The organism is Flavobacterium sp. 120 (assembly GCF_003633605.1).
Taxonomy (GTDB): domain Bacteria; phylum Bacteroidota; class Bacteroidia; order Flavobacteriales; family Flavobacteriaceae; genus Flavobacterium; species Flavobacterium algoritolerans.
Genome location: NZ_RBKZ01000001.1, coordinates 2,871,395 through 2,890,587 on the forward strand (window position 1 = coordinate 2,871,395; position 19,193 = coordinate 2,890,587).

The following is a 19,193-nucleotide window of genomic DNA, read 5'->3' on the forward strand; positions in this document are numbered from 1 at the left end:
CAATCTAGCAATTGGCTTTAGCCATAATAAAAAATTCTCCATCACTATTTGTGACGGCTGTTTTTTCATTTACTAAATTTAAGATATTTATTCCACTTATGTAAGCCGAATCGACTCTAATTTTACCATGAAGCAGTTTGTCCAAAAGAAATTTGGCACATTAAAAATAAAACTACCGGTAGAATTTTATTTATTTTCACCTGTAATAATTTCATTGTAATTTTCGGCGAGCCTTACAATTAAAAACATGACCATTGTCTTATTTTTAGATCGCAATGCATTTGCAAAAGCAGTATCATCAATACAGTAATATTGAAAACCTCTAATATAATCTGTGGGAATTTTTAAGTTTTCGATATAATATTTATCTTCAAAAAGAACTTCGATTCTAGCTAATAATTGTTCTTTTTTCTCAATTACAATTTCCTTTTTCAGCATGGCTTTTCGTCCTGAAATGGTATTCAGCAATCCATCGATTCCATTACCGGAAGTTGCCGTGTATAATTTCCTTTCGGCTGGTGTATATTTTTTTTGCCCGTAAGGTATAATCCCTAAGCTCTCTGCTGTAATGGAAGATTCATTCACGATAACTTCTTTCAAAATAATACTTTTAGGAATCATCTTTACAGTAATAACTTCCTGCAGCATATCCTGCTTGTCAATTTTCATTCGGAGACCTTCTAAATTAACCGCAGTAAACACCAAAACATCACCTTCTTTTACAGCAATAGTAAAGAAACCGTTCACATCCGAAAAAGCAGTTTTATCCGTTGTTACATTCTCAATCTTAATGCGATCAACCGCAACAGAATCGGCGATGATTTTTCCTCGAAGCTCCTTTACGTTGTCAGTTTGAGCAAAAATGACTTGCACGAACAAAAAAACAATAAACTGTAGCGTAATTTTAATTTTCACCGGCGATTATTTCTTTATATTTAGTTGCTAACTCTCCAATTAAGAAAGTAGTCATCGTTACATTTTTAGATTTTAAAATAGTCACAAATCTTTCGTTGTCAACAATATAATACTCAAATCCCTTGACATATTCAGAAGGTATTTTTAATGTATTTACAAAATAATCAATCGTAAACATATTCTCTAATTGCCTCATATACGATTCTTTCTTTTCGACTTCAACTTCTTTTTTAAGCATTTTAGTCCTTCCTGAAAACCAATTCAATAATGGATCCGCTGAGATTGAACCACCCATCATCGAGCCTGCATTAGCAGTGGCATTAAGATTACTGGCAGTATATAACTTTCGTTCTGCCGGAGTATATATTTTTTGTCCCTTTGGAATTATCCCCATTGATACTGCATTGATACCGCTTCTTACAATAACTTCGCGCAATTGATTTACTATCGACATCATTTTCACAGAAAGCATTTCTTGTTCAAAATCCTTTTGGGTTAAGCTAATTCTAATCTCTTTGAACTGCCCTTCAGTAAATAGTAATGTGTCCCCTACTTTAGCCAATATCGAAAAATTTCCCTCTTTATCTGTGACTAAAGCTTGCTCGCTTTTTAAGTTTATCACATAAATTCCTTCTAAAACAGAAACGTCAGAAGTCACTTTCCCTTTCAATCTTATTCTAGAAGTTTCCTGTGCTACAACATTCGTTGTTACAAAAGCCAAATACAAGTACACAATTCTAATCATCCCTTTTTAAATCCGTTATTCACACCTCGTAAAAGTATCTTAATGCGTTCCAAATTAATTACTAATGGGTTGGTAAAAAAATGTTAATTAAAAATGTGAAATCAAAAAGACTGATTTAATACCTTTAGCACAAATTATTCACTAAAAAATGAAAAATATACTAATCGCAAGCACTTCTACTCTTGCAAACCAGAATTATCTGGACTATTTATTACCTGAATTGCAATTGCATTTTAAAGACTGTAATACTATTCTTTTCATTCCTTACGCAAGACCCGGAGGTATTTCTCATGAGGAATACACTGCAATGGTTAGCTTGGCTTTTGCCAAAATAAATAAAAAAGTAATCGGAATCCATGAGTTTGAAGATGCTACTCAAGCTTTGAAAAATGCCGAAGGAATTTTTACCGGAGGTGGAAGCACCTTTGTTTTGGTTTCCCAATTATACAAAAATAACAGTATGGAAATCCTCTCTGAAGTTGTAAAAAATGGAACTCCGTATTTAGGAACAAGTGCCGGAAGTAACATTTGTGGATTAACGATGCAAACGACAAATGACATGCCAATTGTTTATCCTCCAAGTTTTAAAACTCTGGGATTAATTCCTTTCAATTTGAACCCACATTATTTAGATCCCGACACCAATTCAAAACACATGGGAGAAACTCGCGAAACCAGAATAAAAGAGTTTCATGCTTATAATTCAGTACCCGTTTTAGGATTAAGAGAAGGAAGTTGGCTAGATGTAAAAGGAGACAAAATAACTTTGAAAGGCGATTTGACAGCACGCCTGTTTAGACAAAATCAAGCACCTGAAGAACTGGAAAGCGGAACTGATTTAAGTTTTTTAAAGTAATCCTAAAATAAATTACAAAAAAAAGCCGAAACAATTAAGTTTCGGCTTTGAAGAGCGAAAGACGAGGCTCGAACTCGCGACAACCAGCTTGGAAGGCTGGAGCTCTACCAACTGAGCTACTTTCGCATTAAAACAGTAAAATAAAAAACCTCAAATCTAAATTTGAGGCTTAGAGCGAAAGACGAGGCTCGAACTCGCGACAACCAGCTTGGAAGGCTGGAGCTCTACCAACTGAGCTACTTTCGCATTAACAACGGTGCAAATATAATTAATAAGTTTGCTTCAATGCAAGTTTTTTTCTTAAAAAATCACAAACTTACCCATGCGATCTTTTTTAATAAAGCATATAAAAATCATAAAGAATTTAATATGAAATTATTATACCTTTATTACGCTTAAAAAAACAATCTAAAATATCAAAAAAATTATCGTTTTTTGAAGCATTTTCAGTAAGACATCCCGTACTTCGGGTAGAAAACAGTTCCGAATTCAGGAAATAGCAGTCTTAAAACAGCATCAAAAAAGGGTTTTGAAGAAAAACTCATTCAAAATTCTGAGAAATTCGCACGAAAAGAAGCATTGGATTCCATAAAAAAATAGAATATCAAGTCAAAATGTTACCTTTTAAAGTAAAAGGAGTTGAAGAACACATTATCATGTTTAAAAAAACGAATAATGAAAACGTTGGTTCTAATATTATTAATGTGTGTAACTATTAGTTGCAAAAAGGAAGCACTAAAAAGTGAGGTAATCTTGAAAAATGACATTTCAAATCCTCCTGTTTTACCTGAAAATACATCCGTTAGAATTGACTCCATCCTACTAACTTCTTTTAACAACAAAACACTTTTCAATTTTTATAAAGCGACTAACTACAGAACAATTTGGCAATCTGAGGATAGTAGAAAAATAATTTTAACAGAACTCCTTAAATCTGAAGAGGAGGGATTAAATCCGGAGGACTACAAAGTAAAAACATTAAGTGATTTTGAAAAAAAATCAGCAACACTAAACGATTTTGATTTAGCCAAATACGACATTTTACTGACCGAAAGTTTTCAAAAATACATTTCACATTTGACAAACGGAACATTAAACCCAAGAAAACTATATAAAAACTGGGATTTAAAAGAAAACTATATTGACCTAAACGAGACTTTGACTAATTTACTGGACAGCGATTCCTTAGCAGACAAAATAGAACAATTGAAACCCAATCATATTGTTTACAAAAGATTAAAAAAAGCATTAAACCTGATTAATACCTTTCCTAAAGATGATTTCAAAGCGTTAAAAATCGCAGAAATAATTGCTCCAAACGATACCAATCCTTCCATAATTGATATTAAAAAAAGATTGATTTACTGGAAAGAATTGCAACCGCAAGACAGCTTAACGACTATCTATGACCCAGAAACCATACTTGCAATAAAGAAATTTCAAAGTCGTCATGGCTTAGCTATCGATGGAATAATTGGACCTGCAACAATTTCCTCACTCAATTTTTCCAAAAAACAACGAATGCAACAAATTATAGTAAATCTTGAGCGCTGGAAATGGTATCCTAAAGAAATGGGAAAAGAATATATAATCATTAATATTCCCGACTACAGATTGACGCTAATAAAAGAGAAAGACACGTTGAGAACGCACAGAGTAATAGTGGGAAGAGCGAAAAGAAAAACACCTATCTTATCGTCTAAATTAACTCAGGTTGTCTTTAACCCAACTTGGACTGTTCCTCCCACCATTTTGCGGGAAGATGTTATTCCTGCCATTTTAAAAAACCGCAGTTATTTATCGGAATCAAATATTAAGATCTATGATCGCAATGGAAGAATCGTTAGTCCTTACGAATGGCAATTATCGCAAGCCAAAAGTTATCGTTATGTGCAAAGTCCAGGAACTTTTAATTCGCTGGGAATGGTTAAAATTATTTTTCCAAACCGCTTCTCTGTTTATTTACACGATACCAATCACAGGGATTATTTCGACAAAATAGATCGTTCGTTGAGTTCGGGTTGTGTTAGAGTTGACAATCCATTAGAATTAACAGAATATTTATTGAACGATGCCGTAAATTGGAATCTGGAAAAAATTACAACAATCTTGCAAAATGAAAAAACAAAATTTGTAAAAATCAAAAAAGAAGTTTCCTTTCACCTACTATATTGGACCGCTTGGAGCGAAAACAACAAACTGATTTTTAGAGATGATATTTACAATCTAGATAATGATTTATACACTAAATTAAGAAATTGATTCTGTTCCAAATTTAGAAGCCCTTGACGGATGGTAAATAAAAAAACATGATTTGTTTTTTATGGCACTGATGATATCTTTAGACAATTCTACCGGCACAGCAGGACAACCTTGACTTCTGCCTAATCTGTGATTATTTTTGATAAATGAATTAGAAACATAGTCAGCTGCATGCATCACTACTCCTCTTGCTCTTGCATTGTCATTAACTCCTTTTTCCAGACCATCTAATTTAAGTGACATCCCATGTTTACCATTATAAATCTCACCCGTTGCATAAAAACCTAAACTGCTTTTATACGACTCAGCTGAATTTGAAAAATTAGAAGCAAATTCATTTCCTGTATTTCTACCATGTGCCACAAGAGAATGAAACAATATATCTCCGGTAACTAGATCAATAACCCAAAGTCTTTTGGTATTTGAGGACAAGCTAAAATCAATTAAGGTTAGAATATCTTTCTTAATTAATCCTTTTTCTTTCAACGAATAATACCCTTTTAAAGCTTCAGCAAAACTTTCTAATTTAGGCAAAGCAAATTTATCAGAATGCAAATTATTGTAAGCCAATTCAATTTTAGCCTCTACACTAGATTCTACCGTTTTGGCATAAACCACTGGTTTAACATCACTTGACTCTGAAAGGTTTGTTTTGCTTGTAGAGAAAGAAAACAGCATAAACAAAATAGTAGGAAATAGATTATAAATCATTGATTATCTTTAAGTTATAAATAAATTCGGGATTGCAAACGTACGTTAAAAAATCAAAATCGAAACATTTTTAACAAAATTTTAGTCCATTTATAACGTATTACTTGGTGAAATATTGAGTGAAAAATCATAAAAAACACAATTTCTATGTTAATTTTGTTATTTTTGTTTAGAATCAATCCCAATTTATGTCAAAGTTACATTCGATAGCTATATTTTATTTAATATTCTTTAGTTATACTGCTTACAGCCAAAAAAAAACGCTTCAAGCAAAATCCATCACTGAAAATATAACAATTGATGGAAAAATAAATGAAGAAATTTGGGAAACTGCCTCAGTTGCTACCAATTTTGTAATGTTTGAGCCTGACAACGGAAAACCAATAAGCAACGATAAAAGGACAGAAGTAAAAGTACTCTACGATAACAATGCCATCTACATATCGGCATTACTTTATGATAATGAACCTGAAAAAATTCAACGTGAAATAACAAAACGAGATGTTTTTGGGGTTTCAGATCACTTTTCAGTTTACATCAACGGATTCAATGATGGCCAACAAGATTTTAGGTTTTTTGTAAGCGCTGCAGGAGTCCAAATGGATTGTTTAGCAATTGAAGATTCTGAAGATTTTACTTGGGATGCCATTTGGGACAGTGAAGTAACAGTAACGGAATTTGGTTGGGTTGTTGAAATGAAAATTCCTTATGCTGCCTTACGATTTTCAAAAGCTGATAAACAAACTTGGGGCTTGAACTTCATGCGTGAAATCAAACGCGATGTACAAAAATATACTTGGAACAGGATTGACACTAAAATTGGCGCAGTTATTCCACAAGCAGGAATTCTTCAAGGAATTGAAAGTATACAAACTCCTACCCGACTTTTCTTGATTCCATATTCATCCGCATACTATCAACAAAGTGATATTGGTTCTGACACCACTTTAAAAGCTGGGTTGGATATAAAATACGGCATAAATGACTCCTTTACATTAGATGCTATTTTAGTACCTGATTTTGGACAGACAAAATTTGACAATGCCATTTTAAATTTAGAGCCTTTCGAACAACAGTTGGAAGAAAACAGACCGTTTTTTACCGAAGGAACTGATTTGTTCAGCAAAGGAAATCTATTCTATTCCCGAAGAATTGGTGGGGCTCCAAGCACTGAACCCGCTACGGCAGCAAATGAAGAAATAACCAATTATCCAAGCACGGTAGATTTGTTGAATGCCGTAAAAATATCCGGCCGTACTGAAAAAGGATTCGGAATTGGATTCTTGAATGCCGTTACTGAGAGAACTAAAGCTACTATTTTAAATAATGACACAGGCGAAGTTAGAAAAGAAGTTATCGAACCATTAACTAATTACAATATGTTGGTTTTAGATCAACGTTTTAACCAAAACTCATCTGTTTCTTTTGTAAATGCGAACACCACTAGAAATGGAGGTTTTAGAGATGCGAATGCTTCGGCATTATTGTTTGATTTGAATACAAAAGAAAATACGTATAATTTATATGGAGATTTCAAATACAGTTCCATCAATACAGTTGAAGATTACGATGGATTTAAGACCGAAATAGGATTTGCAAAAACAAGCGGGAAATATCGTTATGGATTTTCCGGAAAATATGTATCCGAAAACTATGATGTAAATGATTTAGGGATTAATTTTTATTCCAATTATCATAATGCTTATGCAAATGGAAGCTACAGAATTGTAAATCCGACTAAAGTTTTTAATACTTTCAAAATAAATCAATATATAAATTTTGAAGTTGACAACACCTCAAAAAAACTACAAACCGGTGCATTTGGAACAGAAATAAAAGCAACAACATTACAAAACGATTACTTAGAATTTGTAGTTGAATTTTCACCATTTAAAACTTTTGATTTTTATGAACCTCGTGAATATGGCAAATATGTGTTCCTTCCTGAAAAAGTTTTTACTGCAATAAATTTTGCTACTAACGACAATAACCCTTTTACATTAGTTGTGCAACCTTCATTGTCCAAATTCAATGAGAATGACCGAAATGTTTATGGTTTTTATATAAGTCCAAAATACCGATTTAACGATAGGCTTTCTATTGCATACGTATTGGATTATTTTAACGAAACTAATGATCGTGGTTGGGTTGATACTGACAATACAGGGATAATTTTTGCTGAACGTAATAGGGAAACAGCTCAAAATGATTTTACTGGAAAATATGCCTTGAATAATAGAATGACAATAAACCTGACTGCACGTTATTACTGGTCCTATTCTAAAAATCATCAATTTTTCACCTTACAAAACAACGGTTATTTAACTCCGAACAATACTTACGCACAAAACAAAGACAGGAATTTTAATTCTTGGAACTTCGATTTGTCTTATTCATGGTGGTTTGCTCCTGGAAGCGAAATATCCATTTTGTACCGTAACTATGGATTAGAAAGAGCGAGTATAGTAGAGAAAGATTTATCTAAAAATCTAAAAAGTATTTTTAATAGCGACTTAACCAATGTGCTTTCCATAAGCATTCGCTATTTCATTGATTACAATGCCGTGAAAAATAAATTTTAATTTTTCGATCAAACTGTAACATTCAATTGAAAAGGGAGTCTATTAATTCAAACTATTCAGTGGATTGGTGATTGTTGCCTTTGAAACTTTTTTGGTTTTTCTAAATTTTGCATCAATCACCAATCAATCAATCGTTTCATGAAAAACCAGTTATTACTTTGTTTTCTATTCCTATCTGCTTTTGGCTATAGCCAAAAAAAAGTCTTACAAACTAAATTCATTTCGGAAAAAATTGAAATCGATGGAAAATTAGACGAGAATACATGGCAGACAGCTGCAATAGCCAATGATTTCATCATGTTTGACCCAGACAATGGCAAAGCGATTCCAGAAAATAAGAGAACTGAAGTAAAAGTTTTATACGACAATGACGCCATATATATTGGAGCCATTATGTATGATGAAAATCCGGGAAAAATTTTAAGAGAAATTACCCAGCGGGATAATTTTGGTACTTCTGACCTTTTTGGTGTTTTTATAAATGGGTTTAATGATGGACAACAAGATTTTCAATTTTTTGTAAATGCCGCAGATGGACAAGCCGATTGCATTACCACCGATACCAATGGTGAGGATTATTCCTGGGACGCCGTTTGGAAAAGCAAAGCCGTGATTACGGATAAAGGCTGGGTTGTAGAAATGAGAATTCCATACGCCGCATTGCGTTTTTCTGGCGAGAATAAACAAACCTGGGGACTTAATTTTTTCAGGGAAATTAGACGGGATCGTCATAAATATACTTGGAATTTCATTGATTCAAAATTGGGAACTTTCACCCAACAAACAGGGGTTTTAGAAGGAATTGAAAATATAAAACCTCCCACCCGACTCTTCCTTTTGCCGTATTCTTCCTTTTATGTAAATGCAAATGCGCAACAAAAAACGTACGGAACTCTCAAAGGCGGATTAGATTTGAAATACGGAATAAACGATGCTTTTACGCTGGATATGATTCTTATTCCTGATTTTGGACAAACAAAATACGATGATCAAATTCTGAATTTAGGACCATTTGAACAACAATTTAACGAGAACAGACCTTTTTTTACAGAGGGAACCGATTTGTTTAGTAAAGGAAATTTGGTTTATTCGAGACGAATTGGGGGAAACCCAATCAATTATCCGACCGCTGAAGCCAATGAAGAAATTATTGACAACCCGGCAAGTGTAAATCTTATCAATGCATTAAAGGTTTCTGGAAGAACCAAAAATGGATTGGGAATAGGAATATTGAATGCCGTTACCGAAAAAACTTCAGCATCTATTCGAAATAATGACACACAAGAAGTAAGAAAAGAAGTAGTCGAACCTCTTGCAAACTACAATGTTTTGGTACTAGATCAACGCTTTCGCAAAAATTCCTCAGTTGCGTTTGTAAACACTAATGTGACTCGAAACGGAAGTTTTAGAGATGGAAACGTTACTGCTTTAGTTTGGGATTTGAATACTAAGAAAAACACCTACAACCTTTCGGGAGATTTCAAATACAGTTATATCAATGATGTTGAAGATAAAAAAGGAATTAATTCACAATTAAATTTCTCTGAAACCAGCGGAAAATACCGTTATGGTTTTGGTGGTAACATTGTTACCAAAGATTTCGATAATAATGATTTGGGAATCAATTTTGAAACTAATTATTACAGTTTATATGGTAATACGAGCTATAGAATCCTTAATCCAACTAAGGTGTTTAACAGCTTTAATGCCTACCTTAATCTTTACTCACAATTTCAAAAAGAAACGGGTAAAATTCAATCCAGTAATATCAATCTGGAGATAAATTCTAAAAACAAAAAAAATCACTTTTTTGGAATTGGGATTGATGCCAATGCGGTAGAAACATATGATTATTATGAACCAAGAACAGCCGACAGATACGTAATAAAACCAACAAAAATTGGAGGTTATCTGTATGTTTCCACTAATTATAATAATAGTTTTGCCATTGATGTAAATCCTTCTTATGCTTTTTTTGATGAAGCAGGAAGAAATTCCTATGGTTTTTCTATAGGTCCAAGATATCGTTTTAATGATAAATTATCTCTGAATTACAACTTCAATTTTTTCAGACAAAACAACAATAAAGGATACATTGACAGCATTAATGACGACATGAATTCGGCTACGCCAAACACGGTAGTTTTTGCCAATAGAAATGTAATTACCTATTCCAATACGCTTTCTGGGAAATATTCTCTGAACAGCCAAATGACGTTTAATATTTCGTTGCGCCAATATTGGTCGTATGCCGAAAATAAAAATACTTTATCATTAGAACAAAACGGAAGACTCACTGATTTTGCAGGATATACAACTAATAAAAACTCGAGTTTCTATTCTTGGAATGCTGATTTGTCTTATTCTTGGTGGTTTGCTCCCGGAAGTCAAGTTTCTGTTTTATATCGTAATAATGCTGGTGCCTTTGAAAGAGACATCAATAAAGAGTTTAAAGACAATGTCACTAATCTATTGAATAACGATGCATTGAGCCATGTTTTCTCAATAAGTGTGCGTTATTTTATAGATTACAATCAAGTTAAGAATAAATTCTAAATGCATTAATTTAAAAAAAGACAACTTTCCACAACAAAATAATCATTATTTGTTATTGTTAGCCTCCGAATGTATAATAGTGATTTCCATTCATTCGAACATTTTTAGAAATGCTTTATCTTTGCTTAAAATAAATTTGCAATGAACAAAAAAGTAATTCTTATGATTTTGGACGGTTGGGGAAAATCTCCTGACCCTAAAGTATCAGCAATTGATAATGCCAATGTGCCATTTATTAACAGTTTATATAGAAATTATCCAAGCGCCCAGCTTCGAACTGATGGATTAAATGTTGGACTTCCTGAGGGGCAAATGGGAAACAGCGAAGTAGGACACATGAATCTTGGTGCCGGTAGAATTGTCTATCAGGATTTAGCCAAAATTAACCTTGCCGTTGCACATGACACTTTAGCAAAGGAGCAAGTTTTAGTTGACGCATTTACTTATGCCAGAATAAACAATAAAAAAGTACACTTTTTAGGTCTGGTTTCAGATGGAGGTGTTCACTCTCATACTTCTCATCTACGCGGCTTGATTGACGCTACACAACAACACGGATTACAAAAAGTTTTCGTTCACGCTTTTACTGACGGTCGTGATGTGGACCCAAAATCCGGTAAACATTACATTCAGGATTTACAGGATTATATCGCTAATACTACCGTGAAACTGGCTTCGGTTGTGGGACGTTATTATGCAATGGACCGTGACAAACGTTGGGAAAGAGTAAAACTTGCCTACGATTTATTGGTAAACGGAATTGGAACTCATTCAACAAATGCAGTTACTTCCATCGAAGAAAGTTATGAGGTTAATGTAACCGATGAATTTATTCATCCAACGGTTATAGTTGATGAATATGACAAACCATTGGCCACAATTGAAGAAGACGATGTGGTTATCTTTTTCAATTTCAGAACAGACAGAGGAAGAGAATTAACCGAAGCACTCTCACAACAAGATTTTCATGAGGAGAACATGCATAAGTTAAACTTGTATTATGTAACCCTTACTAATTATGACGAAACCTACCAAAATGTAAAAGTCGTTTATAATAAAGATAATATTACGGAAACTCTTGGTGAGGTTCTAGAAAAAGCGCATAAAAAACAAATTCGTATCGCAGAAACGGAGAAATATCCTCACGTGACTTTCTTCTTTTCCGGTGGAAGAGAACAACCGTTTATTGGCGAAAGCCGCATTTTGAAAAATTCTCCAAAGGTCGCCACTTATGATTTACAACCAGAAATGAGTGCCTTTGAATTGACAGATGCCTTAGTTCCGGAATTGGAGAAAGAAGAAGTAGATTTTGTTTGTCTTAATTTTGCCAATGGTGATATGGTAGGTCATACCGGGATTATGAGTGCAGCGATAGAAGCCTGTGAAGCAGTTGATAAATGCGTTGAAAGAGTAATCACAACTGCATTAGCACACAATTATACGACTATCGTAATTGCTGATCACGGGAATTGTGAAACGATGATTAATCCTGACGGAAGCCCAAATACAGCACATACAACAAATCCAGTTCCAATTATTTTAGTGGACAAAGACTTAAGAGCGATTCATGATGGAGTTCTTGGCGATATTGCTCCAACCATCTTGGAATTAATGGGAGTAGAAAAACCTGAGGTAATGACTTGTCATTCTTTACTTTAAACAAAACCAACAACCAATATTTTAATTAAAAGCTACTCCATACGAGTAGCTTTTTTTATAAATAAAAGTTAAAATCTCATTATTGATAGTAATACTATTATATTTGCATAAAATATTATCAATTATGAATACAATACTATCCAATTTAAAAATACAAGTCAACGAGAAAATCTATGTGAAGGATCCGGAAACGTCTCCTTTAGGTAAAAAAATTGTAGAACAAAGTATCCTTTTGATAGACGAAATTGGATTCGATAATTTTACATTCAAAAAGTTGGGAGAAAAAATTGGTTCTAACGAAAGTTCCATTTATCGCTACTTTGAAAACAAACATAAACTATTAGTTTATTTATCCTCTTGGTACTGGAGTTGGATGGAATATAAACTGGTTTTTGCCACGACAAATATTGCGGATCCAACCGAAAAACTCAGTAAAGCAATCACTATCGTGACTGAAAAAGTTACTGATGACAAAAACACAGAGCACATCAATGAAGCTATTTTGAATAAAATCATCATTGCTGAATTCACAAAAACAGTGCAAACAAAAGAAGTAGATCAAGAAAACAAGGAAGGTTTTTTTCTGATTTACAAAAGAGTAATTAATCGAATTGTAGGCATAGTAAAAGAAGTCAATCCAGAATATCCTTTTGCAAAATCACTAGTTTCTACTATAGTTGAAGGAAATTTGCATCAGCATTTTCTAATGGAACATCTAAAAACGATTACCGATTGTAATGAATCCGTGAGTACCACTGAATTTTACTTGAATCTTGCCAAAAATGTCCTTCGATAAACTAAAAAAACTACCATGACTCCATTAAGACGTTTTTACAACTTACTTCAATTAGACAAAAAAGATGTCTATCAAATATTTTTCTATGCCATTTTTGCCGGATTAATCAGCTTGTCACTTCCATTAGGAATTCAAGCAATCACGAACTTTATACAATCTGGAAGAGTTAGCGCTTCTTGGATAGTTTTAATTATTTTAGTGGTTTTTGGGGTTGCATTAGTTGGAATTTTATCTTTAATGCAACTCCGCATCACCGAAAATTTACAGCAAAAAATATTTGTTCGTTCCTCCTTTGAATTTGCGGCTCGTTTGCCAAAGATAAAAACGGATCAATTATACAATTCATATCCACCAGAATTAGCCAATCGTTTTTTTGATACGATGACCATCCAAAAAGGAACTTCTAAGCTATTAATCGATTTTTCGGCGGCTCTCTTACAAATTGCTTTCGGCTTGATTTTATTGTCTTTGTACCATCCGTATTTTATTGTATTTGGAGTTTTACTGTTTTTTCTTTTGTACTTTATATTCAAATTTTCCTATAAATCCGGACTGGAAACCAGCTTAAAAGAGTCTAAATTCAAATATAAAGTGGCTGGCTGGCTGCAAGAAATGGCTCGAAATAATTTCAGTTTCAAAAATGACCTCAACTATAATTATGGTTTACAAAAAAACAATAATTTGGTTAGTGATTATTTGAATTATCGCGAAAAACATTTTAAAATCATGCAAAGACAGTTCACCCAACTGATCATTTTTAAAATCTTAATCACCGCAAGTTTATTGTCGATTGGAGGATTTTTAGTATTATCCCAACAAATGAATATTGGGCAATTTGTAGCTGCAGAAATAATCATTTTATTAGTCATCAATTCGGTTGAAAAAATAATACTCGGACTCGAAACATTCTACGATGTACTGACTTCAGTTGAAAAAATTGGTCAAGTAACCGACTTGGAATTAGAAGAAGAAACCACCTTCAAAAGTGATACTTGTTATGCCAATATTTCATTAGAAACAGAAAATCTTAGTTTTAAATTCCCAGATTCAGACAAAGAAATACTGAGCAACATTTCATTGAAAATTGAGCAAGGGGACAAAATTGCAATAGCAGGAGACAATGGTTCGGGAAAAACAACACTGATCCGAATATTATCTGGTTTATTGCAACCTACAACTGGTTCTTTTTTCATCAATGATGATACCTTCCGAAAAATCAATCTGAAACAATACCGCTCCCAAATAGGCAGTATTATCCAAGGCGAAACACCATTTGAAGGAACGCTGTTAGCTAACATCACCTTCAATGACAACTCGGTAAGTACTGAAGATTTAAGATGGGCCATTGAAGGCGTCCAACTTTCGTCATTCATCAAATCATTGCCAAAAGGTCTGGAGACACGCATTTTTCCGGAAGGAAAACAATTATCGTCTTCTAATGCACAAAAAGTGCTACTGGCCAGAAGCATCATCCATAAGCCAAAAGTGCTTTTTTATGAAGATCCAACAGACATGATGGATGAAGAAATAGCTAATGAAGTTATTGACTTCATCACTTCCGAAAAAAACAAATGGACGATTATCGTTTCTTCAAAAAATCCGTATTGGAGAACCAAATGTAATAGACGAATCATTATGCAAAATGGGGTGATTCAACTTGATTTAAAAAATAATTAGTCATGCTAAATATATCTGATAACAAAACAAAACTGCAACCGTTAGACCGTTACGAGACCATTAAAAACTTGGCTAACAGACCGCATTACAGAATTTTAAATAAAATTATAGCGGGTGTTTCAATAGTAGCTTTAGTGGCTCTTTTTCTCCCTTGGACACAAAACATTTCAGGAACTGGAAGTGTGACAACATTAAAACCGGACCAAAGACCACAATCTATTCAGAGTGTGATTTCTGGCCGACTTGAAAAATGGTATGTTCAAGAAGGTGATTTTGTCAATAAAGGCGATACAATCCTGTTTATCTCTGAAATAAAAGAGGATTATATGGATCCTAATTTAGTGGAAAACACTAGAAACCAAATGAATGCCAAGAAACAATCTTTACAATCGTATGGTTCTAAAGTAAGTACACTTTCCGGCCAAATTCAGAACATTAAAAGGGAAAAGGTCTTAAAACTGGAACAAGCACAAAATAAAATCAAACAATCTCTTTTGAAAATAAAGAGTGACAGTATGGATCTTGTTGCTGTAAAAACTCAGCTGAGAATAGCCAATACACAATATGATCGTTCCGTTCAGCTGAATAAAGAAGGACTAAAACCACTTACTGATATTGAAGAAAAAAGACTAAAATTACAAGAAGTCGAAGCTAAAATTATCACGCAGGAAAACAAATACTTAACAAGCAAAAACGAATTTATCAACGCCAAAGTTGAAATAAACAGAATTAGCGCGGAATATGCAGAGAAAGTTTCGAAAGCCAATAGTGATAAATTTACAGCGCTCAGCAGCCAGTACGACACCGATGCTCAGGTTAACAAACTCGAAAATCAATATGCAAATTACAGCATTCGTAATGGCATGTACTACATCAAAGCATCGCAAAGTGGTTATATCAATAGGGCGTTGCAGTCCGGTATTGGGGAAACAATAAAAGAAGGAACTCCAATAGCAACCATAATGCCGTCCGAATATGATATAGCGGTGGAAACTTTTGTAAACCCAATTGACTTGCCTCTATTAACCAAAGGAGAAAAAGTTCGGGTTTGGTTTGATGGATGGCCAACAATTGTATTTTCAGGATGGCCTGATATGTCTTATGGAACTTTTGGTGGAGAAATTGTTGCTATTGAAAATTTCATCAGTGAAAATGGCAAATACCGCGTATTAATCGCTCCCGATAAAAAAGAAGCCAAATGGCCGAAACAATTAAGTATAGGAGCCGGAGCGCAAACTATTGCTTTGTTAGATAACGTTCCAGTTTGGTTTGAAATTTGGAGAACATTGAACGGATTTCCGCCAAATTATTACAAACCAACGACCAAAACCACAAAAGAAAAGAAATAATGAAACATGTATTTTTAGCGCTTTTATTCTTTGGTTTTTCTGTAACTGCTCAAGAAATCGCATCAAAAGAACTTACCTACACCGAGTTTCTGGGGTACGTAAAAAAATACCATCCGCTGGTGAAGAATGCCAACTTGGAAATCAATAAAGCACAAGCTAATTTGATGATGGCTCGTGGTGGATTTGATCCAAAAATTGAAGTCGATTTCAGCAAAAAACAATTCAAAGACAAGGAATATTATTCCATTTTGAACAGCAGTTTCAAAATCCCAACTTGGTATGGAATCGAGATTAAAGCCGGCTTTGACAATAGTGAAGGTGTTTATTTGAATCCCCAAAACACACTCCCAAATCAAGGATTAACCTCGTTGGGCGTAACGGTTCCGCTTGCACAAGGTTTGTTTATTAATCAAAGAATGGCTGATGTTCGAAAAGCAAAAATGCAAATACAATTGAGCCAAGCAGAAAGAAAACTGCAGGCTATTACAGTTTTATATGATGCTTCTTTGGCTTATTTTAATTGGAAGAAAAACTTCAATGAAGTGCAATTGTATGAAGAATACAACAAGAATGCACAAATTAGGTTCAAGGGAATTCAGTCGTTAATCCAGCAAGGTGACAAACCTGCAATTGACAGCGTTGAAGCGGGAATTATTGTAAAAAACAGAATCCTGAATCTGGAAGACTCCAAGCTTAAATTGGCTAAAGCCAAATTAGAACTTTCTAATTTTCTTTGGTTGGAAAACAATATCCCATTGGAAATATCCGATGAATTGATTCCCGAAACGCAATTGGAATTTACGATTCAGGAAAGTTTAAAAACGAATGATTTATTGAATACAAATTTCTCCATTACCAATCACCCAAAAATCAATGCATTGCAAAGCAAGATTGACATGCTAAATGTGGAAAAAAAATTAAAGGCCAATATGCTTTTGCCAAAAATTGATGTGGGTTATTCTTATATATCAGAACCCAGTTACATTGATAATTATCAGTTTGAGGATTATAAAATTGGATTGGATTTTTATTTCCCTTTGTTTCTTCGAAAAGAACGCGGAAGTTTGAAACTGGCGAAGTATAAAGTACAGGAAACTGAATTTACATTGGATTTAGAAAAAGTACAACTGACCAATAAAATAAATGCACAAAGGATGGAAATTGAATCCTTGCTAAGACAAAAGGAACTAATCAAAGGTTTGGTTCAGGATAATCTCACGATGTTAAATTCAGAGGAAAGATTATTTTCTTTTGGAGAAAGTTCCTTATTTTTAATTAACACCAGAGAGAATAATTTAGTTAGTGCACAGCTTTCAAAGATAGCTTTGGAGAACCGTTTTTACATTTCAAACTCAGAGCTTTTTAAAATAATGGCTAATCCGGATTAAATAATTTATAAAATTGTACTTTTGCAAACTGAAAATTCGAAATTATGATTATAGTAAAATCACGTGAAGAAATAGAATTAATGCGCGAAAGTGCCTTAATCGTATCAAAAACATTAGGAATGATTGCTTCTGAAATAAAAGAAGGAGTTACGACTTTATACCTGGATAAATTAGCCGAAACATTCATTCGTGACCATGGAGCTGAACCAAGTTTTCTTGGATTATATGGTTTCCCGAATTCACTTTGCATGAGTCCAAACGCACAAGTAGTTCATGGAATCCCAAACAATACACCTTTAAAAAGTGGAGATGTAATCTCCGTAGATTGTGGCGCATATAAAAATGGATACCATGGCGATCATGCCTATTCTTTTGAAATAGGTGAAGTCGCTCCTGAAACAAAAAAATTATTGCAGGTAACCAAAGAATCTTTATATGTTGGAATCCGCGAATTCAAATTAGGAAATCGTGTAGAAGACGTAGGAAATGCAATTCAAAAATATACAGAAGCGCATGGTTATGGCGTTGTTCGTGAATTAGTAGGTCATGGCGTAGGACAAAAAATGCATGAAGATCCTGAAATGCCTAATTATGGTAAAAAAGGAAGAGGAAAACTTTTTGTAGAAGGAATGGTTGTCGCTATTGAACCGATGATTAATATGGGAACCCGAAACATCAAACAATTAAAAGACGGCTGGACAATCCTTACTGCCGATGGAAAACCAAGTGCGCATTTTGAGCATGATGTTGCTATTATTGATGGAAAACCAGAGATTTTATCGACTTTTGGATACATCTACAAAGCGTTAGGAATTGTGAGTAATGAAGAAGATGAGTTTAGACAAACACCTTTAGTGCTGTAATGAAAAAACTATTTAAACTTGTACTCAATACTATTCCGCGTCCTATACTTATTCGTTTAAGTTATGTAGCGCGTCCTATTATCGCTTTTTCATTAAGAGGAACTAATTTCACCGACCCAATCGATGGAAAAAGCTTCAAATCGATGTTGCCTTATGGGTACGAAACACAAAGAAATAATGTGCTTTCGCCAAGTACACTTTCCCTGGAAAGACATCGTTTATTGTGGTTGTATTTAAATAACGAAACTGACTTTTTTACTTCGGCAGCAAAAAAGAAAGTATTGCATTTTGCGCCAGAGCAAGCTTTTTATAAATTGTTTAGAAACCAGAAAAATCTGGACTATACTACAACCGATTTGTTTTCACCGTTAGCGGATGTAAAAGCTGATATTTGTAATTTACCTTTTGAAGACAATCAATATGATGTTATTCTGTGCAATCATGTTTTAGAACACATTCCAGATGACACGAAAGCCATGCAGGAATTGTATCGGGTTTTGAAACCAGGCGGAATGGCTATTTTACAAATTCCGCAGGATTTATCCAGAGCAACAACTTTTGCCGATGATTCCATTACAGATCAAAAAGAACGCGCTAAAATCTTTGGTCAATACGATCACGTTCGTATTTATGGCCGTGATTATTTTGACAAATTACGAAGCATTGGGTTTAAAGTAATTGAAGAAGATTACACAAATAAAATTGCCCCTGAATTAGTAGAGAAATATTGTTTAGCCAAAGGGGAAATTATTCCGGTTTGTTTTAAATAATTTACACTATAAAAAAACCTGCTAAAGTTAATTTTAGCAGGTTTTTAGTTTATAAATCGAGTTG

At 33.9% G+C, this 19,193-nt stretch carries 14 protein-coding genes and 2 tRNA genes; 11 read left to right on the forward strand and 5 right to left on the reverse strand.

The window, feature by feature from the left end; all coding sequences use genetic code 11:
- Positions 1-186 precede the first annotated feature (186 nt).
- Both C8C87_RS12275 and C8C87_RS12280 read right to left on the reverse strand, forming a co-directional pair.
- Entirely contained in the window at positions 187-915 is a 729-nt protein-coding gene (locus C8C87_RS12275; RefSeq protein WP_233550034.1) for a hypothetical protein, read from the reverse strand.
- On the reverse strand, positions 905-1,660 hold the full coding sequence (locus C8C87_RS12280) for a hypothetical protein (protein ID WP_121342791.1): 756 nt from the start codon (positions 1,658-1,660) through the stop codon (positions 905-907). The genes C8C87_RS12275 and C8C87_RS12280 overlap by 11 nt, the downstream gene beginning before the upstream one ends.
- A 148-nt stretch (positions 1,661-1,808) precedes the next feature.
- On the opposite strand from C8C87_RS12280, the gene pepE reads away from it, so the two are divergent.
- Positions 1,809-2,516: a dipeptidase PepE gene (gene pepE, locus C8C87_RS12285; RefSeq protein ID WP_121342792.1), complete on the forward strand. Its 708-nt coding sequence runs from the start codon at positions 1,809-1,811 to the stop codon at positions 2,514-2,516.
- A 53-nt stretch (positions 2,517-2,569) separates the two neighbouring features.
- On the opposite strand, the gene C8C87_RS12290 is transcribed toward pepE, so the two are convergent.
- Positions 2,570-2,642: transfer RNA gene (locus C8C87_RS12290), tRNA-Gly, on the reverse strand.
- A 47-nt stretch (positions 2,643-2,689) separates the two neighbouring features.
- A tRNA-Gly gene (locus C8C87_RS12295) sits at positions 2,690-2,762 on the reverse strand.
- A 429-nt stretch (positions 2,763-3,191) separates the two neighbouring features.
- On the opposite strand from C8C87_RS12295, the gene C8C87_RS12300 reads away from it, so the two are divergent.
- The gene (locus C8C87_RS12300; protein WP_121342793.1) at positions 3,192-4,778 is read left to right on the forward strand and encodes a murein L,D-transpeptidase; all 1,587 of its coding nucleotides are present in this window, start codon (positions 3,192-3,194) and stop codon (positions 4,776-4,778) included.
- Here C8C87_RS12300 and C8C87_RS12305 read toward each other — a convergent pair.
- Complete coding sequence (locus C8C87_RS12305) at positions 4,767-5,489, reverse strand: murein L,D-transpeptidase catalytic domain family protein (RefSeq protein ID WP_121342794.1); 723 nt, start codon at positions 5,487-5,489, stop codon at positions 4,767-4,769. The two genes, C8C87_RS12300 and C8C87_RS12305, sit on opposite strands and share 12 nt — an antisense overlap.
- Positions 5,490-5,677: 188 nt before the next feature.
- On the opposite strand from C8C87_RS12305, the gene C8C87_RS12310 reads away from it, so the two are divergent.
- The 9 genes from C8C87_RS12310 to C8C87_RS12350 all read left to right on the forward strand — a co-directional run bounded on the left by C8C87_RS12310 (position 5,678) and on the right by C8C87_RS12350 (position 19,129).
- Positions 5,678-8,071, forward strand: a complete 2,394-nt coding sequence (locus C8C87_RS12310) for a DUF5916 domain-containing protein (RefSeq protein WP_121342795.1) — start codon at positions 5,678-5,680, stop codon at positions 8,069-8,071.
- Positions 8,072-8,209: 138 nt separating this feature from the next.
- Positions 8,210-10,627 (forward strand): DUF5916 domain-containing protein, encoded by a 2,418-nt coding sequence (locus tag C8C87_RS12315; RefSeq protein ID WP_121342796.1) that lies wholly within the window; start codon positions 8,210-8,212, stop codon positions 10,625-10,627.
- A gap of 141 nt (positions 10,628-10,768) precedes the next feature.
- Positions 10,769-12,286: a 2,3-bisphosphoglycerate-independent phosphoglycerate mutase gene (gene gpmI, locus C8C87_RS12320; protein WP_121342797.1), complete on the forward strand. Its 1,518-nt coding sequence runs from the start codon at positions 10,769-10,771 to the stop codon at positions 12,284-12,286.
- Positions 12,287-12,410: 124 nt separating this feature from the next.
- Positions 12,411-13,082 carry a TetR/AcrR family transcriptional regulator gene (locus C8C87_RS12325; RefSeq protein WP_121342798.1) on the forward strand — a complete coding sequence of 224 codons (672 nt, stop codon included), beginning with the start codon at positions 12,411-12,413 and terminating at the stop codon, positions 13,080-13,082.
- Positions 13,083-13,097: 15 nt separating this feature from the next.
- Positions 13,098-14,759 carry a peptidase domain-containing ABC transporter gene (locus C8C87_RS12330; RefSeq protein WP_121342799.1) on the forward strand — a complete coding sequence of 554 codons (1,662 nt, stop codon included), beginning with the start codon at positions 13,098-13,100 and terminating at the stop codon, positions 14,757-14,759.
- Positions 14,760-14,761: 2 nt separating this feature from the next.
- Entirely contained in the window at positions 14,762-16,108 is a 1,347-nt protein-coding gene (locus tag C8C87_RS12335; protein WP_121342800.1) for an HlyD family secretion protein, read from the forward strand.
- Entirely contained in the window at positions 16,108-17,496 is a 1,389-nt protein-coding gene (locus C8C87_RS12340) for a TolC family protein (protein WP_121343368.1), read from the forward strand. The genes C8C87_RS12335 and C8C87_RS12340 overlap by 1 nt, the downstream gene beginning before the upstream one ends.
- A gap of 44 nt (positions 17,497-17,540) precedes the next feature.
- Positions 17,541-18,359 carry a type I methionyl aminopeptidase gene (gene map / locus C8C87_RS12345; RefSeq protein ID WP_121342801.1) on the forward strand — a complete coding sequence of 273 codons (819 nt, stop codon included), beginning with the start codon at positions 17,541-17,543 and terminating at the stop codon, positions 18,357-18,359.
- Positions 18,359-19,129 carry a class I SAM-dependent methyltransferase gene (locus C8C87_RS12350; RefSeq protein WP_099714408.1) on the forward strand — a complete coding sequence of 257 codons (771 nt, stop codon included), beginning with the start codon at positions 18,359-18,361 and terminating at the stop codon, positions 19,127-19,129. The genes map and C8C87_RS12350 overlap by 1 nt, the downstream gene beginning before the upstream one ends.
- Positions 19,130-19,193: the final 64 nt, after the last annotated feature.

What these genes read in the sequence shown, in the direction of transcription:
- C8C87_RS12280 (WP_121342791.1), bottom strand. Translation starts at nt 1,660, where the DNA reads ATGATTAGAATTGTGTACTTGTATTTGGCTTTTGTAACAACGAATGTT.
- pepE (WP_121342792.1), top strand. Translation starts at nt 1,809, where the DNA reads ATGAAAAATATACTAATCGCAAGCACTTCTACTCTTGCAAACCAGAAT.
- C8C87_RS12300 (WP_121342793.1), top strand. Translation starts at nt 3,192, where the DNA reads ATGAAAACGTTGGTTCTAATATTATTAATGTGTGTAACTATTAGTTGC.
- C8C87_RS12305 (WP_121342794.1), bottom strand. Translation starts at nt 5,489, where the DNA reads ATGATTTATAATCTATTTCCTACTATTTTGTTTATGCTGTTTTCTTTC.
- C8C87_RS12310 (WP_121342795.1), top strand. Translation starts at nt 5,678, where the DNA reads ATGTCAAAGTTACATTCGATAGCTATATTTTATTTAATATTCTTTAGT.
- C8C87_RS12315 (WP_121342796.1), top strand. Translation starts at nt 8,210, where the DNA reads ATGAAAAACCAGTTATTACTTTGTTTTCTATTCCTATCTGCTTTTGGC.
- gpmI (WP_121342797.1), top strand. Translation starts at nt 10,769, where the DNA reads ATGAACAAAAAAGTAATTCTTATGATTTTGGACGGTTGGGGAAAATCT.
- C8C87_RS12325 (WP_121342798.1), top strand. Translation starts at nt 12,411, where the DNA reads ATGAATACAATACTATCCAATTTAAAAATACAAGTCAACGAGAAAATC.
- C8C87_RS12330 (WP_121342799.1), top strand. Translation starts at nt 13,098, where the DNA reads ATGACTCCATTAAGACGTTTTTACAACTTACTTCAATTAGACAAAAAA.
- C8C87_RS12335 (WP_121342800.1), top strand. Translation starts at nt 14,762, where the DNA reads ATGCTAAATATATCTGATAACAAAACAAAACTGCAACCGTTAGACCGT.
- C8C87_RS12340 (WP_121343368.1), top strand. Translation starts at nt 16,108, where the DNA reads ATGAAACATGTATTTTTAGCGCTTTTATTCTTTGGTTTTTCTGTAACT.
- map (WP_121342801.1), top strand. Translation starts at nt 17,541, where the DNA reads ATGATTATAGTAAAATCACGTGAAGAAATAGAATTAATGCGCGAAAGT.
- C8C87_RS12350 (WP_099714408.1), top strand. Translation starts at nt 18,359, where the DNA reads ATGAAAAAACTATTTAAACTTGTACTCAATACTATTCCGCGTCCTATA.